Below are 24,967 nucleotides of genomic sequence, written 5' to 3'. Positions count from 1 at the left end.
GGCGGCGGTACTCCGGGCGGCGCGGCAGTGCCCCGGATGGCGCAGCGGACCGATCCCGGCCCGCCGCCGAAATGCACGACAACGACCACAGACATACGGTCAAGGAGAAATTGTGAGTGTTTTCGACTGGTTCAAGCGACGTCCGAGTACGGCACAGGAGAGCGGCTCGTGCTGCTCGCAGAACCCGGCGGGCCCGGACACCGCCACGCTGGTCGAGGACCGGCCCGCGACGCAGCCATCGGCCGACGCCGAGGCCGAACCGGTCGAGGCGGCGGCCACCACGCCCGCTCCCCGGACTCCTGGGGACGCAGCCGCAGCGCAGGTCGCGGCGGGCGCATCCGAGAAGGAGCAGGACATGGGTGTCTTCGACAACATCAAGGCCAAGGCCGAGGGGCTGCTCGGTCAGCACGGCGACAAGGCCGACAAGGGCATCGACAAGGCCGCCGAGATGGCCGACCGCAAGACCGGCGGCAAGCACTCCGACAAGATCCGGGGTGCCTCGGACAAGGCCAAGGAGGCGCTGGACCGCAAGGCCGGCGGCGACGCGCCCGAGGCGACACCGCCCGCGCCCCCGGCCGATCCCACCGCGTGAGCCGAAAGCGGGCGGCGGTCACCGATTCCGGTGACCGCCGCCCGCTTTTCGTCGGGGAGCGGAGCGTTTCCCCGTCAGGACCAGAGCGCCACGAAGTAGCCGACGCCGTAGGGCGCCTCGGCGTAGAGCAGCCGGCCCCCTCGACCCGGGCCCGCGGCGCCGGCCAGTACCTGCAGGGCGGGGCGGCCGGCCACCCACAACTCCCGGGCGAGCGCCGGGTCCAGCGCGGCGAGCACGTCCGGGTCGGCGTCGGCGAGCGCCGCGCCCAGTGCGCGGTCGTACGCTTCGGCGCGCGGGTCGAGGTAGCCCGGTGCCTTCTCGGTCCGGCACGCGGACCCGTCCCCGACCACCAGGAGCGCGACCCGATCCGGGCCCGCGACCAGTTCGGCGCCCCGGGTCGCACAGCGCGCCGGATCGGCGTCCGCGGCGATCTGCGCCGCGCTCACCGGGCTCGGCGCGGTCCCCGCGGCGATCCGGTCGGCGGCCCACGGCGAGCGGCCCAGCAGCCAGGCGCCGACGGTCAGCGCGGGCGAGAGCGGTTGGGGCGCGCCGGCGCCGAGGGTGACCTCCAGGTCCAGCCCGTACGGCGCGAACGTGCCGATCCCGCCGGCCTCCAGGCTCGCGTCCGCACCGCCCGCGCCCAGCACGACCAGCCGGTCCGGGGCGCTGTCGACCAGCGCGGCCAGCGCCTGATCACACGCCGCGCGCAGCGGGTCCAGCTCCGCTACGGCCCCGCGGGCCAGCTCGGGCACGATCATCGGGGGGCACGGGACTACCGCGGCGGCTACGAGCATTCAGGGAGAGTACTAAGTGGCCGCCGCGACGCCTCTCGGGTCGCGTGATGGGATGGATCACATGCGAGAACTGATGTTGGTACGACACGGTGAGACCGAGTGGAGCAGGTCCGGACGGCACACGGGCCTCACCGACATCCCGTTGACCCCCGACGGCGAGGCCCAGGCCAAGGCGGTGGCCGATCTGCTGGCCGGGCGCGAGTTCGGGCTCACCCTGATCAGCCCGCTGAGCCGGGCCCGGCACACCGCGGAGCTGGCCGGGATCACCGGCGGGCGGCTCGAACCGGATCTGGTCGAGTGGGACTACGGCGGCTACGAGGGCATCACCACGAACGAGATCCGCGAGAGCACCCCGGGCTGGTCCCTGTGGCGGGACGGGGTCGTTCCCGGCGACGCCGCGCATCCGGGCGAGTCGATCGCCGACGTGGGTCGTCGGGTGGACCGGGTGCTGGATCTGGTGCGGCCGGTCCTGGAAGGCGGCGAGGACGCGGTGCTGGTCGCCCACGGCCACCTGCTCCGGGTGCTGACCGCCCGCTGGCTGGGCCTGCCGCCCCGGGACGGCCGGCTGTTCCGGCTGGAGACCGCCCGGCTGTCCACGCTCGGCTTCGAGCGCGAACAGCCGGTGCTGCTCGGGTGGAACGTGAGCTGAGCGGTGCTCAATCGCAGCAGACGACCCCGGTCGGCGCCGGCACCGGCGCCGGGGCGCCGATTTGCGGCATGCCCAGCAGCACGCCGGGCTTGGCCGCGGGGGCCGCGTTGCGGCGTTCCCACGCGTCGCCCGCGCGGGTGCGCCGGATCGCCAGGGGCGGCCGCTCGGCGAGCAGGTGGTGCGGCGCGGCGTAGGTGATTTCGACCGAGACCATGTCGCCGGGGCGCACCCCGTCGGCGGGGCGTTCGAAGTGCACGAGGCGGTTGTCCGGGGCCCGCCCGGACAGCCGCGCGGTGTCGTGGTCCTTGCGCCCCTCGCCCTCGGCGACCAGCACCTCCAGGGTGCGGCCGACCTGGGTGCGGTTCTCCGTCCAGGAGATCTCCTCCTGGAGCGCGAGCAGCCGCTGGTAGCGCTCGGTGACGACCTCCTTGGGCACCTGGCCGTCCATGGTGGCCGCCGGGGTGCCCGGGCGCTTGGAGTACTGGAACGTGAACGCGGCGGCGAACCGGGCCTCGCGCACGGTGTGCAGGGTCTGTTCGAAGTCCTCGTCGGTCTCGCCGGGGAAGCCCACGATGATGTCGGTGGAGATCGCCGCGTCCGGCATCGCCGCCCGGACCCGCTCGATGATCCCCAGGTACCGATCCTGGCGGTAGGAACGGCGCATCGCGCGCAACATCGTGTCCGAGCCGGATTGCAGCGGCATGTGCAACTGGTGCATCACGTTCGGCGTCTCGGCCATCGCCGCGATCACGTCGTCGGTGAAGTCGCGCGGGTGCGGCGAGGTGAAGCGCACCCGCTCCAGGCCCTCGACGCGCCCGCACGAGCGGAGCAGCTTGGAGAACGCCTCGCGATCGCCCATGTCCGAGCCGTACGCGTTGACGTTCTGGCCGAGCAGGGTGACCTCGATCACACCCTCGCCGACCAGCGTCTCGATCTCGGCGAGCACGTCGCCGGGGCGGCGGTCCTTCTCCTTGCCGCGCAGCGCGGGCACGATACAGAACGTGCAGGTGTTGTTGCAGCCCACCGAGATCGCCACCCACGCCGCGTACGCCGACTCGCGCCGGGTGGGCAGCGTGGAGGGGAAGACGTCGAGCGACTCCAGGATCTCGACCTGGGCCTCCTGCTCGACCCGGGCCCGCTCCAGGAGCACCGGCAGCGAGCCCACGTTGTGCGTGCCGAAGACCACGTCCACCCACGGCGCCTTGCGCACGATGGTGTCCCGGTCCTTTTGCGCGAGGCAGCCGCCGACCGCGATCTGCATGTCCGGGTTCTCGGCCTTCGCGGGCGCGAGGTGGCCCAGGTTCCCGTACAGCTTGTTGTCCGCGTTCTCGCGGACGGCGCACGTGTTGAAGACGACCACGTCGGCCGACTCCCCCTTGGGCGCGCGCACGTATCCCGCGTCCTCCAGCAGACCGGACAGCCGCTCGGAGTCGTGGACGTTCATCTGGCACCCGTAGGTGCGGACCTCATAGCTTCGCGCAGTCATAACACCCGACAGGGTACGGGGTTTGCTTCCGAGCGTGTGTGGCCGACCTCCATGGCAATATCGCGGCCGTGCCCTCCTTGTCGTTCCTCCCCGTTTCCCTGCGCGACGCCTGCGCGCGCCGACCCGGCCCGGTTCGGGTCGGGCTGATCGCGCTGGTGCTGTTGTGCCTGGTCGGCGGGTATCTGATCTTCTCGCGGGAGGACCGGCCGACTCCGGGTGGACCGGTCTCGCTGGCCACGGGAGTGCCGACCGGTGTCTACCACCGCTACGGCGAACTGTTGCGACCTCGGCTGTCCGCGGACCTGGACGTCAAGGTCACGGTGGACTCCAGCGGCGGGTCGGTGGAGAACCTGCGCCGGGTGATCGAGGGCGTGGACACCTTCGGCATCGCCACCGCCGACGCGGTGGCCGATCTGGGGCCGGGCGACCGGGAACGACTGCGCGCGGTCGCCCGGTTGTACGACGACTACGTGCAACTGGTGGTGCCGGTCGGTTCGCCGGTGCAAAAGATCACCGACCTGCGCGGGCGTCGGGTGGTGGTGGGACTGCCGGGGTCGGGCGTGGAGTTGATCACTCGCCGGTTGCTGAGCGAGGTGGGCATGGGCGACCTGGAGCGGGCCGTCACCCCGGTCCCGATCGGCATCGGCGAGGCCACCCAGCGGCTGCGCGACGGCACGGTGGACGCGTTCTTCTGGTCCGGTGGGCTGCCCACCGGGGCGGTCTCCGACCTGGCCGAGCACTGGTCGTTGCGGCTGGTGCCGCTGGGCGACCTCGCGGGCAAGCTGCGCGATCGCTACGGGCCGGTCTACCGCGAGGCGGTGGTGCCCGCGGACGCCTATCCCGGCGGCACCGAGACGCCCACCATCGCGGTGCCGAACCTGCTGGTCACCCGGGCCGCGCAGGATCCGGAGCTGATCAGGCGGGTGACCGAGACGGTGATGGAGAACCGGGAGGCGATCGGACGCGAGGTGCACGCCGCCCAGTTGGTCGACCCCAGGACGGCGATCTTCACCGATCCGCTCCCGCTGCACACGGGTGCCCAGCGGTGGTACCGATCGGTGAAACCCTGATCGGACAGATCGTGATGCCCAGGGCGTCGCGCGAAGCGGCTCCGATGGCACATGCTGGGTTCGTGTCATCGTGTTCGGGACCGACATCTACGCTCTGAGCTTGTAGGCCAGACCGTCCGCGGTCCCCGAACCGACGCTGTGAGCCGACCGGGGGGAAGGCCGCACACATGGTCAGGGAGGCCCGCTTGCTCGGGAGGAGGGTGCGACCGCGGTGTCCGAGGGGGAGATCGGCCGAATACTGAACAATCGTTACCGCCTCAGCCGCAGTCTCGGCCGAGGCGGTATGGGCGAGGTCTGGCTGGCTGTGGACACCGCCCTCGGCCGCGAGGTCGCGGTCAAGGAGTTGCTGCTGCCGAAGTCCTTGGACGCGGGCTCGCAGCGGTCCTGGCTGGAGCGCAGCAAGCGCGAGGCGATCGCCGCGGCCCGGATCCGCCACGAGAACGTGGTGACGGTGCACGACGTCTTCGAAGAGGACGGTTTGCCGTGGATCGTCATGGAATTGGTGATCTCGCGCTCGCTGGCCGACGTGATCCGCGCGGAGGGTCGGCTCGACCACGCCGAGGCGGCCCGGATCGGCCTCGACGTGCTACGCGCGCTGCGCGCCGCGCACGCCAAGGGCGTCCTGCACCGGGACGTGAAGCCGGCGAACGTGCTCTTGGGCATGGACGGCCGGGTGGTGCTCACCGACTTCGGCATCGCCACCTTCGCCGACGCGCCCCAGGTGACCCAGTTCGGCGAACTGCTCGGCACCCCGGGCTATCTCGCGCCCGAGCGCGCCGAACAGTTCGCCCGGGGCCGCGGCGGCGTGCTGACCGACAACGGCTCGACCGAGCACACGCTCGCCGACCCGCCGGACGCGCTGGATCCGGCCTCCGACCTGTGGTCGCTCGGCGCGACCCTGTACGAGATGGTCGAGGGTCTCGCGCCGTTTCGTCGGGCCTCCCCCGTGGAGGTGGTGGACGCGGTGGTGAACGCGCCGCCCGCACCGCCTCGGCACGCCGGTCCGCTGGAGCCGGTGATCATGGGCCTGTTGCGCAAGGACCCGCTCCGGCGGTTGGACGCCAAGGAGACCGACGCGCTGCTCACCCGAGTGGTGCAGGACTCGGTGCCGGTGACCTGGGGCGGCGACCCGCTGCCCCGGCGCGAGCCGGACGAGCCGGACGAGGGCGTCGAGGCCACCTACGCGGGCGAGGGCCCACCCGAGGAACCGGCGTCGCGGCCCGCGGGCCGGGCCGGGTGGTGGCGGCGCACCCGGATCGCGCTGCCCGCCGCGTTGGCGTTCCTGTTGGTCGCGGTCGGCGCGTCCTGGCTCGCGGTGGAGAACAACCGGGCCGAGGGCGGCACGCACGCCCCCGACCCGCTCGCCAATCTGCGCAAGAACTCGCCGACGTACCGGGAGATGGTGGCCCGGGGTCGGATCATCATCGGCGTCAAGCCGGACCAGCCCGGGTGGAGCGTGCGCACCGGCGAGCAGGCGTATCAGGGCTTCGACGACGACGTCGCGCGGATGATCGCGGACGATCTCGGCTTCAAGGACCGCGTCACGTTCATGGACGTGGAGACGCAGAACCGCGAGTACCGGATCACCAGCGGTCAGGTCGACCTGGTCGTGGCCAGCTACACGATCAACGCCGCCCGGTCGCAGAAGGTCTCGTTCGCCGGGCCGTACTTCATCGCCGGCCAGGACTTTTTGGTCCGCACGGACGAGCCGGACGTCAACGGTCCCGAGGACCTCGCCGACAGCGCGGTGTGCGTGGTGCGCGAGTCGACGTCGGCGAACCGGATCCGCTCCGAGTTCCCGACCATGAAGGTGCAGGAACGCGGCAAGTATTCGGAGTGCGTGGACGAGTTGTTGGCCAAGAACGTGCGCGGGGTCAGCACCGACGACGCGATCCTGTCCGGCTTCGTCGCCCAGCATCCGGGCACGCTGCGGATCCTGGGCCGGCCGTTCTCGGACGAGCCGTACGGGGTGGGCCTGAGCAAGGGCGACGTCGCCCTGGCGGACGCGGTGTGCGGGGCGCTGAACCGGCACATCGCCAACGGCGACTGGCAGCGGGCCTACGACGTGCGGCTGCGCCCGCTGGGCCTGCCCCAGCCGCGCGCGCCGCAGTGCCGGGTGGCCGAATAGCGGCGGCCGTCGACCGGTCCCGGGCGGCTCAGTCGGCCCGGGGCACGGTCAGCGTGACGGTCAGCCCGCCACCCTCGCGCGCGGCGAAGTCGATCCGCCCGCCGCTCGCCGCGAGCAGCGTGCGGGCGATCGACAGGCCCAGGCCGGAGCCGTCCACGTTCTGGTGTCGCGGGCTGCGCCAGAACCGGTCGCCCACCCGGCGCATCTCCTCGAAGGTGAGTCCCGGGCCGCGGTCGCTGACCCGGATCTCCACCTCGCTGCCCACCGCCGAACACGCCACGGTGATCGTGGTGTCCTCGGGGGCGAACTTGAGCGCGTTGTCCAGGATCGCGTCCAGCGCGCTGCCCAGGGTGACCGGGTCCACGTTGCCGGTCAGCGCGAGCGGGCCCTCCTGCTCGAACCGGCGACCGCGGCTGCGGGCCAACGTCTGCCAGGCGTCCACCCGTTCGTGCACCAGGGCCGCCACGTCCACCGCCCGGGCGGACGGGCGGGCGTTCTCGGCCAGGGCCAACTCCAGGAGTTCGTCCAGGACATGGGTGAGCCGCCGACCCTCGTCGCGCACGCCGTCCAGCGTCTCGCCGTGGCCGGGCGGCAACGACAGCCCCAGCTCCTCGATCCGCAACAACAGCGCGGACAGGGGGTTGCGCAGTTGGTGCGAGGCGTCCGCGGCGAACGCCCGCTGCTGGTCCACGACGGTCTCCACGTGATCCGCCATCTCGTTGAACGACCTTGCCAGCCGCCGTAGTTCCGGCGGCCCCTGGGCGCCGGCCACGCGCGCTCCGAGCCGACCCGTGGCGATCTCGTGGGTCACCGAGTCGAGCACCCGGACCGGGCGCAGCACCCAGCCGGTGAGCCGGGTCGCGAGCAGCAGCGCGGCCAGCACCGCGACCACCTCGCCGGCGACCAGAATCAGCCATACCCGTTGGATCTGCGAACGCATCCGGCCGGTCGGCGAGTCGGTCAACACGACCGCCACCACGTCGCCGCGGTGGATCACCGGGACCGCCACCACGATGCGATCCCGCTGCCAGGGCCACACCTGCCCGGGGTCGTCGCTGCGCCGCCCGGCGAGCGCCTCGGTGAACGCCGGCGAGCGCGGATCGACCCGAAATCCCGGGCGGGACACGGCGATCGGCTGGCCGCGTCGATCGAAAGCACCGACCCGGATGCCGTAGACGTCCTGGTATCGTTCCAGTTCGGAGCGCAACATGTCCAGGTCGGTCGCGTCCGGGCCGGGCGGTCGGCCGACGTCGGTCTGCGCGCGCAGGGTGTCCGAGACGACGGTGAGCTGGGTGTCCGAAACGAAGCGGGTGAGGTCGTCCACCCGATCGCGGATCAGTTCCTGCTGATGCGCGGACGCGCGGGAGATCGCCAACGGGATGCCGAGCGCGATCAGCACCGCGGTCATCAGGGCGAGGAGCAGGGCGAGCAGGCGGGTACGCACAGGGGCCGGTGACGATCCGTCGGGAAGCCGGTGGGATCAGGCCTCGGGAACGACACGGTAGCCCACGCCGCGCACCGTCTCGACGATCGCCGGATTGCCGAGCTTGGAACGCAGCGACGCGACGTGCACCTCCAGGGTGCGGTTGTTGCCCGCCCAGCTCGTGTGCCAGACCTCGCTGATGATCTGTTCGCGGCGAAACACCACGCCCGGGCGTTGTGCCAGCAGGGCGAGCAGGTCGAACTCCTTGCGGGTGAGCACCACATCGACTCCGCCCACGGTGACCCGCCGGGTGGCCGGGTCCAACTCGATGCCGCCGGGCCCCTTGGCGGCCGGCGCACTCTCCGCAGCGGGTGCGTCACTGCGCGTGCGTCTGCTCACCGCGTGTATGCGGGCCAGGAGTTCGCCGATGTCGTAGGGCTTGGTGACGTAGTCGTCGGCGCCCAGGTTCAGCCCGTGTATGCGCGATCGGATGTCCGCGCGCGCGGTGACCATGATCACCGGGACGTCGCACAGCCGGCGGATCCGACTGCACACCTCGAAGCCGTCGTGGTCGGGCAGCGACAGGTCGAGCAGCACCACGTCCGGCACGTCGTCGAGCGCGGCGAGGGCCTCCTCGCCGGTGGTGGCATGCCGCACGGTGAAGCCGTGCCGGCCCAGAACCGCGCGTAGCGGCGCGGCGACTCGCAGATCATCCTCGACGAGCAGGAGGCGCACGTGGTTCCTCACATCTGACGGTCCGTTACCGACTCTTGACCTCAAGACAAGCTCAAGTGCACTGACTGGGGGGGTGTTGCCTGCCTTAGTGTCACGCACCACCCGGCCTCGCCGGGAGACTCTCGAACCCACCTGCCACCCGGTCGCGCAAAAAGATACGGGACGACTCTGGACGGAGCCCGCCATCGTGACGACGGATGCCTCTGACATCGCACCGAAGCCGCCGGTGCTCACCAAGCGCGACATCGGCAAGGACGCGCACCCCGGCGAGCCCCTCGTCGTGTTGGAGAACGTCAACAAGCACTTCGGCGCCCTGCACGTGTTGCAGGACATCGACCTGACGATCCACAAGGGCGAGGTCGTCGTCGTCATCGGTCCGTCCGGATCGGGAAAGTCGACGCTGTGCCGCACGATCAACCGGCTGGAGGCGATCGACGGCGGCCGGATCACCATCGACGGCAACCTCCTCCCGCAGGAGGGCCGCGACCTCGCCCGGTTGCGCTCGGACGTGGGCATGGTGTTCCAGTCGTTCAACCTGTTCGCGCACAAGACCGTGCTCCAGAACGTGACGCTGGGCCCGCTCAAGGTGCGTCGCGAGAAGGCCGACGTGGTCACCCGCCGGGCGCACGAACTGCTGGACCGGGTCGGTGTGGGCAGCCAGGCGGACAAGTACCCCTCGCAGCTCTCCGGTGGTCAGCAGCAGCGCGTCGCGATCGCCCGGGCGCTGGCCATGGAGCCCAAGGTGATGCTCTTCGACGAGCCCACCTCCGCACTCGACCCGGAAATGATCAACGAGGTCCTGGAGGTCATGCGCGACCTGGCCGCCGAGGGCATGACGATGGTCGTGGTGACCCACGAGATGGGCTTCGCGCGCTCCGCCGCGAACCGGGTGATCTTCATGGCCGACGGCCGCATCGTCGAGGAGAACACGCCCGACGAGTTCTTCAGCAACCCGCGCAGCGATCGTGCTCGGGACTTCCTCTCCAAGATCCTGCACCACTGAGCCGCATCGGGCGCCCCCAGTGCGCCCGATCGCGCAACTCACGCTTCGCACCCCGCGGTTCGTCTGTCGTCAGGCCGCTCTCCTCTTTCACCCAAGGACGTTGATCATGAAGATGCGCTCATCCGTGGCCGTCGCCGGCATCGCCGTGCTCGCCCTGTTCGGTACCGCGTGTGGCAAGGACGGTTCGCCGGAGGCCAAGACTCCGGGCGGCAGCACCGGCGGTTCGCAGGGTGCGCCCGGCGCGCCCGGTGCCGCCAAGCCCGAGCTGCCGTCCTACACGCCCAAGGCGGACGCGGCGCTCACCGGCTCGAAGACCTTCGAAAACGCCAAGAAGCGCGGCAAGCTGATCGTCGGCGCCAAGGAGGACCAGCCCTTCCTCGGCTCCAAGGACCCGGCCACCGGCAAGTACTCCGGCTTCGACATCGAGATCGCCAAGATGATCGCGGCCGACCTCGGCTTCGGCCCGGACAAGATCGAGTTCAAGGCGATCGCGTCGACCAACCGTGAGAACGCGCTGGTCAACGGTGACATCGACTACTACGTCGGCACCTACAGCATCACCGACAAGCGCAAGGAGCAGGTGTCCTTCGCGGGTCCGTACTACATCGCGGGCCAGTCGCTGCTGGTGCGCAAGAACGAGACCTCGATCACCGGCAAGGACACCATCAAGGGCAAGACGGTGTGCTCCGCCAAGGGCTCCACCCCGCTGCAGAACCTGCAGTCCAAGTTCCCCGACACCACCACCCGGGTGTTCGACACCTACTCGCTGTGTGTCGAGAACCTGCTCTCCAACCAGGTCGACGCGGTCTCCACCGACGACGCGATCCTCAAGGGCTACGCGGCCAAGGACCCGGCCGCGCTCAAGGTGGTCGGCGAGCCGTTCACCGTGGAGAACTACGGCGTCGGCCTGAACAAGGACGACGCGGTGTTCCGCAACGCGGTCAGCGACGCCCTGGAGGCGCACGAGAAGAACGGCGACTGGAAGAAGGCGTACGACGCCACGCTTGGCCTGTCCGGCTCGGCCGCCCCGGCCATCCCGGCGCTCGTTCGCTACTGACGCGCCTCGCGCCTCGCGCCTCGTCGCCGCTCGCACGTCGTGCGCCGTCCGGTTCCGGCTCCCCCGGGACCGGCCGGTGCACGACCCCTCCCGTCCCCGCCGCAGGTGAGCAGGGGAACGGGCCGTCAACCCAACCCCTGACCCCACGATCACGGAGAGGAGGGCTCGATCACGATGCTCGAAGTGATCCAGGACAACTGGGATCTCTTGCGGCACGGCTTCGTCGGGACGCTCAAGCTGACCGTCGTCTGTGGGATCGCGTCGCTTCTGCTCGGCACGCTGATAGCCGCGTGTCGGGTCTCGCCGGTGCCGCCCCTGCGCTGGTTCGGCGCCGCGTACGTCAATCTTTTCCGCAACACCCCTTTGACGCTGATCTTCTTCGCCGTCGCGCTCGGTTTCCCCAAGCTGCGGTTCAACTTCTCCTTCTTCCAGTTCGCGGTCATCGCGCTGAGCACGTACACCGCCGCCTTCATCTGTGAGGCGATCCGCTCGGGCATCAACACCGTCCCGATCGGCCAGGCCGAGGCCGCCCGCAGCCTGGGCATGTCCTTCACCCAGACGCTGAGCCAGATCGTGCTGCCGCAGGCCGGTCGGGCGGCGGTCCCGCCGATCGGCAGCCTGCTGATCGCGATGGTCCGCAACTCGGCCATCGCCAGCGCCTTCAACACCACCGAACTCATGGGCACCAGCTCGACGATGATCGAGAACGGCTACAAGTCGTTGTGGGTCCTGGTGTGGATCGCGATCGGCTACCTGATCATCACCTTGACCATGAGCGCGCTGTTGGCCGCGCTGGAGAAGAAGCTGGCGGTGGTCCGATGAGCCGCGAAGCGAGCGTGCTGTTCGACGTACCGGGCCCCAAGGCACGCCGACGCAACCTGATCATCGGCGTGGTCGGCACCCTGGCCCTGGCCGGCTTCCTGGTCTTCGTGATCATGCGGTTCGAGGACACCGGCCAGTTCGAGTCGGCCAAGTGGGACCCGTTCCAGTACACGGGTGTCCAGCAGTTCATCTTCGACGGCCTCAAGGCCACCTTGAAGGCGTTCGCGCTGGCCGCGGTGTTCTCGATCGTGCTCGGCGCCTTCCTGGCCGCCGGCCGGCTCTCCGATCACAAGATCGTGCGCTGGGCCGCGACCACGTTCGTGACCTTCTTCCGCGCGATGCCGCTGCTGGTACTGATCTTCATGCTCTACCTCGTCCCGGCCAGCCAGGGCTGGTGGAAGTGGGAGCCGATGTGGCCGCTGGTGGTCGGTCTGACCATCTACAACGGCACCGTGCAGGCGGAGAACATCCGCGCGGGCATCCTCGCGGTGCCCAAGGGCCAAAGCGAGGCGGCCTACGCGCTGGGCATGCGCAAGACCCAGGTGATGACGATGATCCTGGTCCCGCAGGGCATCCGCACCATGCTCCCGACGATCATCAGCCAGATCGTGGTGACCCTCAAGGACACCTCGCTCGGCTTCCTGATCACCTACCCGGAGCTGCTCGCGGCGGCCAAGCTGATCGGCGGTTACCAGGACTACCACATGCCGTTCATCCCGGTGACGATCATCGTCGGCGCGATCTACGTCGCGATGTGCATGATCCTGTCCGCCTTCGCCACCTGGCTGGAGCGCCGACTGCGCACCTCGCGCAAGGGCAAGCCGATCGCCGTCGAGCCACGAGCGGTCGCGCCGGCCCTGGACGGTGCCGGCGTCTGAGCGCGCCGCGACACCCGCACCACCGACGACCGACGCCCCGCGGTGCACACCACCCGCGGGGCGTCGCTTTGTCGTGCTGGGGTCCCGGTGCCGGATGATGGGCGACGAGTACGACACGTCTTGCAACACTTGGGGGGGCCACGATGGCGGGCAATGCTCCGCGCGCGGACTCGGTGATCATCGCGGGCGCCGGGCCCGCCGGTTTGGCCGCCGCCCTGGCCCTGGCCGGGCGCGGGGTGCGCTCGGTCGTGGTGGACTCGGGCAACGGCACGCCGCGGGCCGGCTCGCGCGCGTGTGCGCTGGACGGCGCGACGCTGGCCTTCGTCTACGACCTGACCGGCACCCGCCTGGACGGCGCCGCCGAACCGTGGGGCGTGCAACGGATCCGCCGGCGCACCCGCGACGTACCGCAGCCGGTCGACGAGCCGGAGGCGCCCGTCCGCTACGGCCTCTCCCAACAGCGCCTGGAGCGCGCCCTGTTGGATGCCGCGCACGCCAGTCCGCTGGTGACCACCGCGTGGCGGCACCGGATCGAGGGGGTCGAACAGGACGAGACCTCGGTCACTTTGCTCGCCCGCGGCCCGGGCGGTCCGGTCAAGTGGCGCGCGCAGTGGCTGCTCGGCTGCGACGGGGCCCGCTCGGTGGTCCGGCGCGCGGTCGACGTGCGCTTTCCCGGCCGGCCGCGGGTGGACCGGCTGTTGTGCGCGGACGTGAAGGTACGGCTGCCGCGCCGGATCACCGCGACCTCGCTGGTGCCCCCGGATCCCTCGCTCGCCGACGAGCCCCCGACCCCCGACACCGGCGGGCCGGCCACCCCGTGGTTGTTCGTGGACCCGCCGTTCCACCGCGGCGGCACGGTGCTCGCCCAGCCGCTGCCCGACGACGTGTGGCGGCTGACCTGGCAACTCCCGATGGCGCACGGAGTGGCCAAGGCCGCCGAGGAGACCCGGGTGATCCCGGTGACCGGGGACCTGGCCGACCCCAAGCGGGTCTCCGCCCGGGTGCGTTCGGTGTTGCGCACCCTGGACGCGCTCTCCCCCGATTCGGACTCGGCCGAGGATCCCGCGCACGACCTGTTGTGGAGCGGCGAGTACGAGGTGCACCAGCGGCTCGCCCGCCGCTTCCGGGTCGGCCGGGTGCTGCTCGCCGGGGACGCGGCGCACCTGGTCCACCCGTCCGCCGCGGACGCGGTCGAACTCGGTCTCCAGGACGTGCGCAACCTGGCCTGGAAGCTGGCCTTCACGCTGCGCGGCTACGCCCCGATCCGGCTCCTGGAGACCTACCACGGCGAACGCCGGGGGGCCGCCCGACGCCGGTTGGCGCTGGGCGAGGACGCGCTGCACTTCCTGGCTCCGGCGAGCCCGGCGCAGAAGGTGGGCCGCCGACTGACCCTGATGGGTGCGCGCGGCAAGGGCACCACGTTGCGCCGGCTCGACCCGCGCGGTCCGGCCGCGAGCACGTCGGGCCCCGACTACAGCGGCTCGCCGCTGCTCACCCCCGGCCCCGGAGTCGGCGAGTGGATCCGCGACGTCGCGGTGGTGCGGGCGGACGGCGCCGACGGGTGGCTGACCGAGTGCCTGGACCGAGGGCTGGTCGTGCTGTTGATCGCCCCGGGCATAGAGGTGTGGCACGGCGACCGCTGGCGCGAGGCGGGCCTGATGCCACGACTGCGCGCACGCCTGGACAAGCTCGCCGCGCCGGCCGAGTTGGTGGTCACCCCCGAGTACCCGGGCGCCGGCGCGCACACGATCCTGCTGATCCGCCCGGACGGCTACATAGCGGCGCACCTGCCCCCCGAGCACCTGGACATCCTGGAGGAGGCCATCGACCGCGCCCGCGGCGCCGGGCACTGACCCGGGCGTCCGGGCGCGGGCCGGCCCACGGCCCGAGCCCGGATCAGATCCCGTAGTGCCAGGTGGTGAGCATGTACGCGCCGTACCACATGCCGAACAGACACATCCCGGCGAGCACCAGCACGGCGGTACGCGTGCGAGCGCGCGCCAGCACGGTGGCCAGTGGGACGAAGAACAGCAGCGTGGGGATCATCAGCCGCAACTTCGAGTGGTAGTAGTTGCTCTGACACAGCGTCATCACCAGGATCGACAGGCCGTAGACCGCCAGCGGCGGCCAGATCCGTCGATTCAGCGCGACCAGCGAGCCGATCACGGCCGCGATGATCAACACCGCGGTGCTGACCGCTATCCACTGGTCGCCGTTGCGCAGCGTGTCGGTCAGGAAGTGCCGAACCGCCTCGCCGTTGTCCCACTTGGTGCCCCAGCCGGCGTCCTGGATGGTGAACCAGGCGTCGATCTCGCCGAGCCGGGTGCCCACCCACAGCAGGTACAGCGGCATGCCCAGACACGCGATCACGCACGCCGCGATCGGGCGGTACACGATTTGCCGGTGTTGCCACATCTCCAACAGCGCGGCCACCCCCAGGGCGGCGATCGCCGCGATGCCGGCCGGTCGGGTGATGCTGGTCAGGCACGCGAGCAGACCCGCGGTCAGCCAGGCCTTGCGGTGCGCCGCGAGCAGCGTGCCCACGGCGAGCGCCAGGAACAGCGTCTCGCTGTAGGCCATCGAGAAGACCACGCCCATCGGCTGCGCGCCGCCCACGAGCACGGTCATCACGAGGGCCGCGCGCCGGTCGTACAGCCGCTTCATGAACACGTACAACACGCACAACGCGGCGGCGGTGGCCAGGTGTCCGGCGATCAGGCCGGCCGTCTCGTAGTCGGTGCCGGTGAGGTAGTGCACGATCCGGACCAGGCCCGGATACAGCGGGAAGAACGCGAGCGTGTTGCCGGTGAGGTCGCCCTCGGGGGTGTACGTGAAGCTGTCCGGGTAGCCGTGCGCGGCGACGTCCACGTACCAGTGCGCGTCCCACTGCAACAGCCGATCCCGCAGGCTCGGGCCGCCCGGCGGGATCATCCACGAGAGCACCAGCAACTGGAGCACGGCGGTGCCCGCGTATACCGCCAAGGGCGGCCACAGCAGCCGGAAGCCGCGCTCCGCGAACGACAGGGCCCCCGACGAGTTCTCGTCGGGGGCACCGCGGTCCGCGCCGGACGCCCGGGCGCCGGGTATCCGGGGCTCGTCGATGACGGTCAACACGTACTCCTCAGTGGGTTCGGTCTATTCAACGCCAGGGGCAACTGACACGGTTGACGCCCTTCGCGCGCTTTCTGTGTGGCCTATGTCACGCGTCCGGAGTCTGACGCTCTGTCAACTCCGGGCGCGAAGTTCTACTGTGCTTCTTCGTAATCCGTTCGGAGGAGTCGCATGCCCGTCGCACCGCAGATCCAGCCGATCCTCGACGCTGTCGCCGCCGCGCCGCCCCTGTTGGCCGACCTGCCCTTGGCGGAGCGCCGCGCCGCGTCGAACAAAGCCCTCGAGTCGTCCATCCTCGCGTTCGCCGAGGCCGCGCCGGAAGGTGTGACGACGCGGGATGTGAGCATCACGGTGAAGGAGCCCGAGCCGGGCAAGATCACCGCTCGCGTGTACACACCGGCCGGCCCCGCCCCCAAGGGCGGTCGCCCAGGCTACGTGTACCTGCACGACGGCACGTGGTGGCTCGGCGCGGTGGACCGGTTCGACGGTCACTGCGCGCACATCGCCGCCGAGAGCGGCGCCGTGGTGATCTCCGTCGAGTATCGCCTGGCACCCGAGTTCAAGTTCCCCTGGCCCCTGGAGGACGCGTACGCCGCGTGGATCTGGGTGCAGGAGCGCGCCTTCCAGCTCGGTGTCAACGCGGACAAGGTGGCGATCGGCGGCACGGGCGCGGGCGGCAATCTGGCCGCCGCCTGCTCGATCATGCTGCGCGACCGCCGCCAGCCGACCCCGGTCGCCCAGGTGCTGGACGCGGCGATCCTGGACCTGACCCTGTCGCTGCCGTCCGTGTCGGAGAACGGCGAGGGCTACCTGCTCACCCGCGCGGCGCTGGAGGAGGCCGTGGGGCTGTACCTGACCAGCCCGCGCAGCGAGCGCACCGATCCGCTCGCGTCGCCGCTGCACGCCGAGGACCTGGCCGGGCTGCCCGCCGCGCTGGTGCTCACCGGCGAGTACGACCCGCTGCGCGACGAGGGCGAGGCGTACGCGAAGCAGTTGGAGGCGGCCGGCGTGCCGGTCGAGGCCAAGCGCTTCGACGGCTTCGTGCACGGCGCGGGCGAACTCACCGCGCTGGTTCCGCAGGCACGCGAGTATCGCTCGACCATGGCGCAGTTCCTCAAGCGCACGCTGGGCTGAGCGGGACGCGGGGCCGCCTCACCCTGCCCCGCGTCACCCGGACATGCGGCGGCCGTCCCGTCGAGCTTGCGCTCGGCGGGACGGCCACAGGTCCACGGCCTTCGGGCGACAGCAGAAACATCCGGCGCGCGGACATTCCAAGTGTGGCGCGCATGATCGAATCCGGCCACCCCTGCGCCGGATTTTGATCATCATTCTTGCTGTTTTTGATCGGCCGATCAGGTGCGTTACTCGTGCCCGGCCGGACTGTCCTGGGCGACGAGCGCCTGCTGCACGGTGTCGTGCACGGCCACCATCAGGGTGAAGCCGGTCAGGCGCAGCACCCGGGCGACCGCCCGGGTCGGCGCGATCAGTTGCAGGGAGCCGCCGGCCTCGCGGGCCCGCCGCTCGGCTCGGACCAGGATCCGCAGGCCGAACGAGTCGATGAAGGCGACCGAGGACAGGTCGAGCAACAAGCGGTTCAGGCCCGCCGAGACCTGTCGGCTCAGCGCGTCGTCCAGGATCGGACCACTGTCCATATCGATCTCGCCGTGCACGGTCACCAACGTGTGACCGGCTCCGACTGCCGATACCTGCACCAGGAGGGGACCGCTCTCGTCGTTCACGGGCGCATGCCTACCCTTCGATTCCGGGAGCACACCTCACGTGTCCCGCCGGGTCGTCGACGCGACACCGGCACCGTGCGTCACCGGTGTCGGGACGGGCCGGGCGCCCGTGTCGGTGTTCGTCCCGGCGCTTCGGCTCGGCACCGGGGGTGGGCACCGGGGCTCAGCACTCGATGATGTTGACCGCGAGGCCGCCCCGGGCGGTCTCCTTGTACTTGGTCTTCATGTCCGCGCCGGTCTCCTTCATGGTCTTGATGACCTTGTCCAGCGAGACGTGGTGCCGGCCGTCGCCGCGCAGGGCCATCCGGGCGGCGGTGACCGCCTTGACGCCGGCCATGCCGTTGCGCTCGATGCACGGGATCTGCACCAGGCCGCCGACCGGGTCGCAGGTGAGCCCGAGGTTGTGCTCCATGCCGATCTCGGCGGCGTTCTCCACCTGCTCGGGGGTGCCGCCCAGGACCTCCGCCAGGCCGCCGGCGGCCATCGCGCAGGCCGAACCCACCTCACCCTGGCAGCCGACCTCGGCGCCCGAGATGGACGCGTTCTCCTTGAACAACATGCCGATCGCACCCGCGGCGAGCAGGAAGCGCACGATGCCGTCCTCGTCCGCGCCCGGGACGGTGGCCACGTAGTGGTGCAGGACGGCCGGGATGATTCCGGCGGCGCCGTTGGTGGGCGCGGTGACCACCCGGCCGCCGGCGGCGTTCTCCTCGTTGACGGCCATCGCCCACAGGGTGACCCACTCCATCGCGTGCGTGGGGCGGTCTCCCTCGGCGCGCAGCGTGCGGGCGGTCCGCGCGGCACGGCGGCGCACCTTGAGCCCACCGGGCAGGATGCCCTCGGTGGACAGGCCGCGCTCCATGCACGCGCGCATCACGTGCCAGATCTCCAGCAGCTCGGCGCGGATCTCCGGCTCGGTGCGCCACGCCTTCTCGTTCTCCAGCATCAGCGCGGACACCGAGAGGCCGGTCTCCCGGGTCAACCGCAACAACTCGTCGCCGGTGCGGAACGGGTGTCGCAGCACGGTGTCGTCGGGCTTGACCCGATCCGCCCCGACCGCGTCCTCGTCCACCACGAAGCCGCCGCCGACCGAGTAGTAGGTCTTGGTGAGCAACTCGGTGCCGTCCGCGTCGCGTGCCCACGCGGTCATCCCGTTGGCGTGGTACGGCAGCGACTTGCGTCGGTGCAGCACCAGGTCCCGGTCGCCGTCGAAGGCGATGTCCTGCACGCCCAGCAGCCGCAACATCCCCGACTCGCGGATGCGCGCCAGCTCCGGCTCGACCTCCTCCGGGTCGATGGTGCGCGGCGAATAACCCTCCAGGCCGAGCAGCACCGCGCGTGGCGTGCCGTGCCCGTGCCCGGTCGCGCCCAGGGAGCCGTACAGCTCGACCCGGACGGAGGCGACCCGGTCCAGGACGCCCTCGCTCTTGAGCCGCTGCGCGAACATCCGCGCGGCGCGCATGGGGCCCACCGTGTGGGAGCTCGACGGGCCGATCCCGATCGAGAACATGTCGAACACACTGATCGCCAAGGCGGATGGCCCTTCAAGCGGACGGCAGGGACGTGTGCGCTCCGAAGAACGCGCTTGTGGCGGTCCGACGGCTCGGACAACCCTCCCAGGCTAGGTCACCGGCTCCGGTCCCGGGACCGCCCGGCCCTGATCACCGCGGAGCCTGATCACCACGGGTCCCGGTCGGCCTCGTCGGCCGCCTCCTGATCCAGCGCCTCCCGGACCACGCGCAGGGCCAGGCCCTCGCCGTATCCCTTGCGCGCGAGCATGCCCGCCACCCTGCGGATGCGCTTGTCCCGGTCCAGGCCACGCGTGCCCGGCAACCGTCTGGCCACCAGGGCCCGGGCCGTCTCCAGCTCCTGCTCGGGATCGAGTCGGGCGATCGCCTCGTCCACCACGACGGCGTCCACGCCGCGTTGGCGCAGCTCGCGGGCCAGGGCCCGACGGGCCAGCCCCTTCCCGGTGTGCCTGGTGTCGACCCACGCGCCCGCGAAGGCGGTGTCGTCGATCAGTCCCACGTCGGTGAATCGGCCCAGTACGTATTCCGCCACCTCGTCGGGCACCTCCCGACGGCGCAGCGCGTCCGCCAGTTGGGCCCGGGTGCGGGCACGCCCGGTCAGCAGGCGCAGGCAGATCGCCCGCGCGGTGGCCTCCGGATCGGCGAGCGCCTCGGCACCGGCCTCGATGTCGTTCCCGCTGTCGTCCTCGTTTGTGGCGCGCGTGTCCCGGCGGGTCCGGCCCCGAGTCCCGGCCCGCTCACGCCTGTCCCGCTTGCTCCGCCCGTCCCGATCACCGTCGGACCGCCGACTCGCGGTCCGCTCGTCCGCGTCGTGGACGTCGGCCCCCGAGCCGTCGTCCCCCGCGTTCCGATCGCCGATTTCGTTCTCGCCGGCCGCGCGCTCCCCCGAGTCGCGTCGCGTCGAGCCGGCTCGGCGGGTGTTGCGGCGCTCGGCGGCACCGCGGCCGACCCGATCGCCCGTCGTGGCACGCGCCGCGACGGCCGCCAACGCGGCCCGCAGTTCGGCCGGGTCGACCGGCGGGGAGACGGGTCCGGCCTCGGATCCGTCCCCCCACGTGTTCGACCACTCGCCGGCAGGGCGACCCACGAGCTCAGCCCTCCTCGGGTTCCGCTTCCGCCGGCACGTCGACCCGCGGGCCGACGCCGAGCTTCTCCTTGATCTTCTTCTCGATCTCGTCGGAGAGGTCGGGGTTGTCCTTGAGGAACTTCCGCGCGTTCTCCTTGCCCTGACCGAGCTGGTCGCCCTCGTACGTGTACCAGGCGCCGGACTTGCGCACGAAGCCGTGCTCGACGCCCATGTCGATCAGGCCGCCCTCGCGGCTGATCCCGACGCCGTAGAGGATGTCGAACTCGGCCTGCTTGAACGGCGAGGCCAGCTTGTTCTTGACCACCTTGACCCGGGTGCGGTTACCGACCGCCTCGGTGCCGTCCTTGAGCGTCTCGATCCGTCGGATGTCCAGACGCACGGACGCGTAGAACTTCAGCGCCCGACCACCGGTGGTGGTCTCCGGCGAGCCGAACATCACGCCGATCTTCTCGCGAAGCTGGTTGATGAACAGCGCGGTGGTGTTCGTCTGGTTGAGCGCACCGGTGATCTTGCGGAGCGCCTGGCTCATCAGTCGGGCCTGGAGGCCGACGTGCGAGTCGCCCATCTCGCCCTCGATCTCGGCGCGCGGCACGAGCGCCGCCACCGAGTCGATGACGATGATGTCGACCGCGCCGGAGCGCGTCAGCATGTCGACGATCTCCAGCGCCTGCTCGCCGGTGTCCGGCTGCGACACCAGCAGGGCGTCGGTGTCGACGCCCAGCTTCCGCGCGTAATCCGGGTCGAGCGCGTGCTCGGCGTCGACGATCGCCGCGATGCCGCCGGCCCGCTGCACGCTCGCGATCGCGTGCAGTGCCAGGCTCGTCTTGCCGGAGCCTTCCGGGCCGTAGACCTCTACGACGCGACCACGCGGGAGGCCACCGATGCCCAGTGCCACGTCGAGCGAGATCGAACCGGTGGGAATGACCTCGATCGGTGCACGCGCCTCGTCGCCGAGACGCATCACCGAACCCTTCCCGAACTGTCGTTCAATTTGGGCGAGGGCGTTCTCCAACGCCTTCTCGCGATCCTGTCCAGCCATGGATGCCGCCTTGCCGGTCTGTGGTGTTCGCTTCACACCTTGAACGCTAACCCGTCGCACCGACACGGAGGCACGACCGGCCCACGCCTGTGGACAACGTCGGGGGAAGCGTAGCCCGAACTCTTGTTCGAATCAGCCGGCGACACGCCATCGCCCGGCGGCATCCACCCATACGGGGGACGCCCGGTGTGCGGCGACAGCGACCCCGCCCCGACTCAGGCCCCCGCGGCGACCTCACGCGAACGGCGCACCCGGTGCCGGCGCAGGTAGTAGAAGGCGAGGTTCCCGTCCAGCGCGGCGAGCAGCACGAAGGGCACGCCGAGCCAGCTTCCGTTGACGAAGGCCACCACGGCGGCGGCGAGCGCCAGGACGCACACGATCACGGCGAGGACGACGATGCGGGGCATGGCGGGGGGCTCCAGACGGGTGCGAACGAGGAACGACCGCGGCGATACGGGCGCGGCACGGCTCCATTGTCGCCCCCGCCGAACCGGCCGCGGCACCGGCCGCCGACGGCACGGCAGGCGCGAGTCGGGCCCGGAAATCCGAGGAGAAGTTGAATCCACAACAAAGCCGCGCTACATTGTTAAACGTTCAACAACCTGCTTCGCCCCGTCTCGCCGTCCACGGAGGACCCCATGTCCCGCATCCTGGCCATCTCCGGCTCGCTGCGCGCCCAGTCGTTCAACACCGCGCTCCTGAACGCCTTCCAGCCGTTCGCCCCCGAGGGCATGCAGATCGAGGTGTACAAGGGTCTGGACGAGCTCCCGCACTTCAACCAGGACCTGGAGGCCGACCCGCCGGCGTCCGTGGTGCGCCTGCGCGAGGCGATCGCCGAGGCGGACGGCCTGATCATCGCCACCCCCGAGTACAACCGCAGCCTGCCGGGCGTGCTCAAGAACGCGCTGGACTGGGCCTCGCGTCCGTACGCCCAGGGCGTGCTGGCCGGCAAGTCGATCGTCGCGATCTCCGCCTCGCCGGGCGTGCAGGGCGGCATCCGCGCGCTGATCCAGCTCAAGACCCTGCTCCGGGACCTGAACAACTTCGTCGTCTCCGGCCCGGAGATCTCCGTCCCCGAGGTGCACACCCGGCTCGGCGTCGAGGCCGACGTACAGCACGTGCTCACCGACCCGGCCACCGCCGGCATGGTCACCCACGTCCTGGCCGGCCTGCAGGACGCGATCGACAACAACGCCGGCGAACTGGTCGCCCGCCCGCTGGGCACCTGGGCCGCCTCGCTGGCCTGACCCCAGCGGTCCCCCACGACGCAGGACGGCACCGGGCCCGGCACATCCGATCGGATGGCGCCGGGCCTCGTGCCGTCACCGGCCGTGCCACCAGCGCACGAACCACCGGTCCCCCCGCGCGCGCCGCCGTACCGTCCCATTGCGCGAAAAGGCCCCTGACCCGCGTTCGCGGATCAGGGGCCCTGGTCGGATTGCCGACGGACGAGTCGGCCTCTACGCCGGGTTCTGTGCGGTAGGGAGGCTCGACCTGCGGCGGATGCTCGTGAAGTGGGTCTGAACTGCATAAAGAGGGGGACTGGAGGTTCCTAGCGGTTCCCCCCGGTGTCATGCTCAGACCCCCGAGATTCCCCCGATCCCCCCGAGATCCCCCCGAGGGAACCGCTAGGAACCGGCAGGTGGGGACACCGGGAGTTCGTACCGGACGCGGTTGCTGCCCCCGGGGATCAGGATGTCCGCGGTCTCGACGGGGCCCTCGACCGTCCGCCAGGTCCGCTCCAGGACCAGCAGCGAGGCACCCACCGGGACCTCCAGGGTCCGCGACTCCTCTATCAGCGCCGGCCGGGCGGTCAGGTCCTCGATCACGTGGGTGATCACGTGTCCGATCGCGGCCATGCGCGCAGGCACGCCGGCACCGGCGAGGGGGCCCCGTTCGGGGAGCAGGACGGGGGTGCCGCCGGTGATCGAGTACGGCTCCCAGCTCACGTGGCGCATCACCACATCGCTGCCGAAGCGGAACAGATAGGCCGACCGGACACAGCGGGCGCCGGGTTCGATATCCAGACGGTGGGCGATGGCCTCCGTCGCCGGCACGTCGGTCTCGGTGTCGACCGTCCACGACGGCGCGAGGTCGGGCTGCGCCGCCATCGCCACCGCCCAGGGAAGGCGATGCCCGATGTCCTCAGTCCAGTGGCGCACGAGGTGCACCTCCGCCCGGCGGGCGCGGACGTAGGTACCGCTGCCCTGGCGCCCCTCCACCAGCCCTTCGGCGGTCAGCAGGCGCAGCGCCTCCAGGGCGGACGTGTGGCCCACCTCGTAGGTGGCGGTGATCTCGGCTCGTGACGGAATGCGAGAGCCGGGAGGGAACTCGCCCGCTCGGATGCGCTCGCGCAGGGCGTTCGCGACGCGCACGTAGGCGGGCGTCTCTCCGTGCGCAACACCTGCCACGACGACTCCTCCTGCCACTCAGCGTGGCTAAGGATGTCATCCTCTCGGACGGCCGCGAGTTATACCCATAACGTGTACAGTCCGTGACCATCACTGGATTGGTCGGCTGGAGTGCCCGCATGCATCCTGCACGCATCACCCTCCCTGCGACCTCGGCGAGTGCGTCGCTCGGTCGCGCGTGGGCACGGCTGATCCTCGACGGTTCACCCGGACGGGCGCCTGTCGAGCAGGTGATCGGCGAACTGATCGGCGAGGCCCTTGACCATGGCGCCGAGGGTGACGTGGACGTTTCGCTCCATCGAGCCCCGGCCGAGTGTCTGGTCGTCGTCACGTCGCTCGAAACGGGCGCCGAGGCGCCGAGTGCCGGCGTCGACCTGGTCGAGCATCCGCGGCTCGTCATCGTCGATGCGCTGGCCGAGTCTCTCGAACAGCACGTCGGCGCGGATGGAGTGGTCGTCATGCGTGCGCGAATCACCTGGGTGGAGTAGGAAGTGGTCATCGGGCGGGGCCGTGCCTCCGCAGACTTGGCCCCGCCCGTGTGGCACCGCCTGGTCCGGCGGTGGTCTATGGGTGGCCTACCAGCCGGCGGGCGGGTTGGGCGCCTGGAACCTGCTGACGATGCGGACGTTGCCGACCGGCGCGTTCCACTTCGGGCCGCCGTTGTCGGGCCTGACCCACACGCAGCCGAGTTGCACGTTGCCGACGACCTCTCCGCGTCCGAAGTCGGTGTGTTCGACGGTGTCGCCGTCTCCGGGTGGCCTGGTGTCGGCCATCGTGGTCTCCCTGAGATGAGTGGGTGGTTGGTCCTCGCCCGGCCGTCGTCGGGGGTACCTGCGGCCGGGCGAGGGTGGGTGGGGCCCGGCGGCGATGGAAGCGCCGCCGGGCCGAGTCGCCCGCGAACGGGTCGGGCGACGGGGTGGCCGACCCGGCGGCGCGGTGGGACGCGCGGGCCGGGCCGGAGGCCGCGTGCGGTACCGAGCCGCAGCGGCCGGGGGGCGGCTCGTCAGCCGCGAGGATCCGGGCGGTCGGTCCAGTCGGACGGGGTGAGCACATCCGCCAGTTCGTGGATGAGGACCGTGTGACACAGCAAGGTGTCGACCAGCGGCGCCGACTCGACAGGACGCGAGTGCCAGGCCAGCAGGCACGAGTCGTCGCCGAACGCCGGTATCTCGATGCACCGCTCGCGCACGGCGTCCTGGCCCAGGGCCCGAATTCCGGGCGGCCACCGATAGCCGGCGACGGTTCCCGGCGACACCAGGATGTGCACCCACTCCCGGCCGTACAGCTCGTGCACGATCGCGCCCGGTGTCCCACCCGCAGCGGCGCGCAGGGCGTTCGCCACGTCCAGGCCACGTAGGCCGGCGATGCGAACGACATCGAAGTGGGGCCCGACCGGAACGAGTTGCGAGTACTC

Annotated in this window: 24 protein-coding genes and 1 pseudogene; 12 read left to right on the top strand and 13 right to left on the bottom strand. The window is 71.0% G+C overall.

Annotation, left to right across the window (positions count from 1 at the left end):
• Positions 1 to 112: 112 nt before the first annotated feature.
• Positions 113 to 592 (top strand): antitoxin, encoded by a 480-nt coding sequence (locus ABZ374_RS19995; RefSeq protein WP_360312783.1) that lies wholly within the window; start codon positions 113 to 115, stop codon positions 590 to 592.
• A gap of 74 nt (positions 593 to 666) precedes the next feature.
• On the opposite strand, the gene ABZ374_RS19990 is transcribed toward ABZ374_RS19995, so the two are convergent.
• A complete protein-coding gene (locus ABZ374_RS19990) occupies positions 667 to 1,386 on the bottom strand; it encodes a hypothetical protein (protein ID WP_360312781.1) in 720 nt (239 codons plus the stop codon).
• 61 nt (positions 1,387 to 1,447) lie between these two features.
• Here ABZ374_RS19990 and ABZ374_RS19985 point away from each other — a divergent pair, with 61 nt between their 5' ends.
• The gene (locus tag ABZ374_RS19985) at positions 1,448 to 2,035 is read left to right on the top strand and encodes a histidine phosphatase family protein (protein ID WP_360312954.1); all 588 of its coding nucleotides are present in this window, start codon (positions 1,448 to 1,450) and stop codon (positions 2,033 to 2,035) included.
• Positions 2,036 to 2,042: 7 nt separating this feature from the next.
• Here the strand turns inward: ABZ374_RS19985 and miaB are convergent, their stop codons facing one another.
• Positions 2,043 to 3,521 carry a tRNA (N6-isopentenyl adenosine(37)-C2)-methylthiotransferase MiaB gene (gene miaB, locus ABZ374_RS19980; protein WP_360312779.1) on the bottom strand — a complete coding sequence of 493 codons (1,479 nt, stop codon included), beginning with the start codon at positions 3,519 to 3,521 and terminating at the stop codon, positions 2,043 to 2,045.
• A gap of 68 nt (positions 3,522 to 3,589) precedes the next feature.
• On the opposite strand from miaB, the gene ABZ374_RS19975 reads away from it, so the two are divergent.
• Positions 3,590 to 4,591, top strand: a complete 1,002-nt coding sequence (locus ABZ374_RS19975; RefSeq protein ID WP_360312777.1) for a TAXI family TRAP transporter solute-binding subunit — start codon at positions 3,590 to 3,592, stop codon at positions 4,589 to 4,591.
• A gap of 211 nt (positions 4,592 to 4,802) precedes the next feature.
• The gene (locus tag ABZ374_RS19970; protein WP_360312775.1) at positions 4,803 to 6,719 is read left to right on the top strand and encodes a bifunctional serine/threonine-protein kinase/glutamate ABC transporter substrate-binding protein; all 1,917 of its coding nucleotides are present in this window, start codon (positions 4,803 to 4,805) and stop codon (positions 6,717 to 6,719) included.
• 28 nt (positions 6,720 to 6,747) lie between these two features.
• Here the strand turns inward: ABZ374_RS19970 and ABZ374_RS19965 are convergent, their stop codons facing one another.
• Together ABZ374_RS19965 and ABZ374_RS19960 are read right to left on the bottom strand one after the other, a co-directional pair.
• The gene (locus ABZ374_RS19965; RefSeq protein WP_360312773.1) at positions 6,748 to 8,163 is read right to left on the bottom strand and encodes a HAMP domain-containing sensor histidine kinase; all 1,416 of its coding nucleotides are present in this window, start codon (positions 8,161 to 8,163) and stop codon (positions 6,748 to 6,750) included.
• A gap of 36 nt (positions 8,164 to 8,199) precedes the next feature.
• The gene (locus tag ABZ374_RS19960; RefSeq protein ID WP_360312771.1) at positions 8,200 to 8,877 is read right to left on the bottom strand and encodes a response regulator transcription factor; all 678 of its coding nucleotides are present in this window, start codon (positions 8,875 to 8,877) and stop codon (positions 8,200 to 8,202) included.
• A gap of 244 nt (positions 8,878 to 9,121) precedes the next feature.
• Between ABZ374_RS19960 and ABZ374_RS19955 the strand changes: the two genes are divergently transcribed.
• From ABZ374_RS19955 to ABZ374_RS19935, 5 genes are all read left to right on the top strand, one after another.
• Positions 9,122 to 9,880 carry an amino acid ABC transporter ATP-binding protein gene (locus ABZ374_RS19955; protein WP_360312952.1) on the top strand — a complete coding sequence of 253 codons (759 nt, stop codon included), beginning with the start codon at positions 9,122 to 9,124 and terminating at the stop codon, positions 9,878 to 9,880.
• Between the two features lie 106 nt (positions 9,881 to 9,986).
• Positions 9,987 to 10,937 (top strand): glutamate ABC transporter substrate-binding protein, encoded by a 951-nt coding sequence (locus tag ABZ374_RS19950; RefSeq protein ID WP_360312769.1) that lies wholly within the window; start codon positions 9,987 to 9,989, stop codon positions 10,935 to 10,937.
• A gap of 174 nt (positions 10,938 to 11,111) precedes the next feature.
• A complete protein-coding gene (locus tag ABZ374_RS19945) occupies positions 11,112 to 11,759 on the top strand; it encodes an amino acid ABC transporter permease (RefSeq protein ID WP_360312767.1) in 648 nt (215 codons plus the stop codon).
• Positions 11,756 to 12,637, top strand: coding sequence for an amino acid ABC transporter permease (locus tag ABZ374_RS19940; RefSeq protein WP_360312765.1), 882 nt, complete (start codon positions 11,756 to 11,758; stop codon positions 12,635 to 12,637). The genes ABZ374_RS19945 and ABZ374_RS19940 overlap by 4 nt, the downstream gene beginning before the upstream one ends.
• A gap of 143 nt (positions 12,638 to 12,780) precedes the next feature.
• Positions 12,781 to 14,490 (top strand): FAD-dependent monooxygenase, encoded by a 1,710-nt coding sequence (locus ABZ374_RS19935; RefSeq protein WP_360312763.1) that lies wholly within the window; start codon positions 12,781 to 12,783, stop codon positions 14,488 to 14,490.
• 43 nt (positions 14,491 to 14,533) lie between these two features.
• On the opposite strand, the gene ABZ374_RS19930 is transcribed toward ABZ374_RS19935, so the two are convergent.
• A complete protein-coding gene (locus ABZ374_RS19930; protein ID WP_360312761.1) occupies positions 14,534 to 15,751 on the bottom strand; it encodes a hypothetical protein in 1,218 nt (405 codons plus the stop codon).
• A gap of 168 nt (positions 15,752 to 15,919) precedes the next feature.
• On the opposite strand from ABZ374_RS19930, the gene ABZ374_RS19925 reads away from it, so the two are divergent.
• The gene (locus ABZ374_RS19925; RefSeq protein ID WP_360312759.1) at positions 15,920 to 16,882 is read left to right on the top strand and encodes an alpha/beta hydrolase; all 963 of its coding nucleotides are present in this window, start codon (positions 15,920 to 15,922) and stop codon (positions 16,880 to 16,882) included.
• Between the two features lie 227 nt (positions 16,883 to 17,109).
• Here the strand turns inward: ABZ374_RS19925 and ABZ374_RS19920 are convergent, their stop codons facing one another.
• From ABZ374_RS19920 to ABZ374_RS19900, 5 genes are all read right to left on the bottom strand, one after another.
• Positions 17,110 to 17,487 (bottom strand): STAS domain-containing protein, encoded by a 378-nt coding sequence (locus ABZ374_RS19920; protein ID WP_360312757.1) that lies wholly within the window; start codon positions 17,485 to 17,487, stop codon positions 17,110 to 17,112.
• Positions 17,488 to 17,650: 163 nt separating this feature from the next.
• A complete protein-coding gene (locus tag ABZ374_RS19915) occupies positions 17,651 to 19,018 on the bottom strand; it encodes an L-serine ammonia-lyase (RefSeq protein WP_360312755.1) in 1,368 nt (455 codons plus the stop codon).
• 146 nt (positions 19,019 to 19,164) lie between these two features.
• The gene (gene recX / locus ABZ374_RS19910) at positions 19,165 to 20,103 is read right to left on the bottom strand and encodes a recombination regulator RecX (RefSeq protein ID WP_360312753.1); all 939 of its coding nucleotides are present in this window, start codon (positions 20,101 to 20,103) and stop codon (positions 19,165 to 19,167) included.
• A 4-nt stretch (positions 20,104 to 20,107) separates the two neighbouring features.
• Positions 20,108 to 21,142, bottom strand: coding sequence for a recombinase RecA (recA, locus tag ABZ374_RS19905; RefSeq protein WP_360312751.1), 1,035 nt, complete (start codon positions 21,140 to 21,142; stop codon positions 20,108 to 20,110).
• A 215-nt stretch (positions 21,143 to 21,357) separates the two neighbouring features.
• A complete protein-coding gene (locus ABZ374_RS19900) occupies positions 21,358 to 21,549 on the bottom strand; it encodes a hypothetical protein (RefSeq protein WP_360312749.1) in 192 nt (63 codons plus the stop codon).
• 231 nt (positions 21,550 to 21,780) lie between these two features.
• Here ABZ374_RS19900 and ABZ374_RS19895 point away from each other — a divergent pair, with 231 nt between their 5' ends.
• A complete protein-coding gene (locus ABZ374_RS19895; RefSeq protein ID WP_360312747.1) occupies positions 21,781 to 22,389 on the top strand; it encodes an NADPH-dependent FMN reductase in 609 nt (202 codons plus the stop codon).
• Positions 22,390 to 22,770: 381 nt separating this feature from the next.
• On the opposite strand, the gene ABZ374_RS19890 is transcribed toward ABZ374_RS19895, so the two are convergent.
• Positions 22,771 to 23,553: a GntR family transcriptional regulator gene (locus ABZ374_RS19890; protein WP_360312745.1), complete on the bottom strand. Its 783-nt coding sequence runs from the start codon at positions 23,551 to 23,553 to the stop codon at positions 22,771 to 22,773.
• Between the two features lie 83 nt (positions 23,554 to 23,636).
• Between ABZ374_RS19890 and ABZ374_RS19885 the strand changes: the two genes are divergently transcribed.
• On the top strand, positions 23,637 to 24,041 hold the full coding sequence (locus ABZ374_RS19885; protein WP_360312743.1) for a hypothetical protein: 405 nt from the start codon (positions 23,637 to 23,639) through the stop codon (positions 24,039 to 24,041).
• Between the two features lie 87 nt (positions 24,042 to 24,128).
• Here the strand turns inward: ABZ374_RS19885 and ABZ374_RS19880 are convergent, their stop codons facing one another.
• Complete coding sequence (locus ABZ374_RS19880) at positions 24,129 to 24,326, bottom strand: hypothetical protein (RefSeq protein WP_360312741.1); 198 nt, start codon at positions 24,324 to 24,326, stop codon at positions 24,129 to 24,131.
• Positions 24,327 to 24,556: 230 nt separating this feature from the next.
• Positions 24,557 to 24,967, bottom strand: a pseudogene (locus tag ABZ374_RS19875) (hypothetical protein); the annotation flags it as partial.

Source organism: Embleya sp. NPDC005971 (genome assembly GCF_040629175.1).
Lineage (GTDB): Bacteria > Actinomycetota > Actinomycetes > Streptomycetales > Streptomycetaceae > Embleya.
Note: the sequence above shows the minus strand (reverse complement) of the source record. Positions and strands in the feature narration are given on the sequence as shown.

Bases quoted from the DNA above. Each gene is read 5' to 3' on its own strand.
- ABZ374_RS19990 (WP_360312781.1), bottom strand. From the start codon at position 1,386: ATGCTCGTAGCCGCCGCGGTAGTCCCGTGCCCCCCGATGATCGTGCCC.
- ABZ374_RS19895 (WP_360312747.1), top strand. From the start codon at position 21,781: ATGTCCCGCATCCTGGCCATCTCCGGCTCGCTGCGCGCCCAGTCGTTC.
- ABZ374_RS19940 (WP_360312765.1), top strand. From the start codon at position 11,756: ATGAGCCGCGAAGCGAGCGTGCTGTTCGACGTACCGGGCCCCAAGGCA.
- ABZ374_RS19945 (WP_360312767.1), top strand. From the start codon at position 11,112: ATGCTCGAAGTGATCCAGGACAACTGGGATCTCTTGCGGCACGGCTTC.
- ABZ374_RS19950 (WP_360312769.1), top strand. From the start codon at position 9,987: ATGAAGATGCGCTCATCCGTGGCCGTCGCCGGCATCGCCGTGCTCGCC.
- ABZ374_RS19985 (WP_360312954.1), top strand. From the start codon at position 1,448: ATGCGAGAACTGATGTTGGTACGACACGGTGAGACCGAGTGGAGCAGG.
- miaB (WP_360312779.1), bottom strand. From the start codon at position 3,521: ATGACTGCGCGAAGCTATGAGGTCCGCACCTACGGGTGCCAGATGAAC.
- ABZ374_RS19935 (WP_360312763.1), top strand. From the start codon at position 12,781: ATGGCGGGCAATGCTCCGCGCGCGGACTCGGTGATCATCGCGGGCGCC.
- ABZ374_RS19900 (WP_360312749.1), bottom strand. From the start codon at position 21,549: ATGCCCCGCATCGTCGTCCTCGCCGTGATCGTGTGCGTCCTGGCGCTC.
- recA (WP_360312751.1), bottom strand. From the start codon at position 21,142: ATGGCTGGACAGGATCGCGAGAAGGCGTTGGAGAACGCCCTCGCCCAA.
- ABZ374_RS19925 (WP_360312759.1), top strand. From the start codon at position 15,920: ATGCCCGTCGCACCGCAGATCCAGCCGATCCTCGACGCTGTCGCCGCC.
- ABZ374_RS19880 (WP_360312741.1), bottom strand. From the start codon at position 24,326: ATGGCCGACACCAGGCCACCCGGAGACGGCGACACCGTCGAACACACC.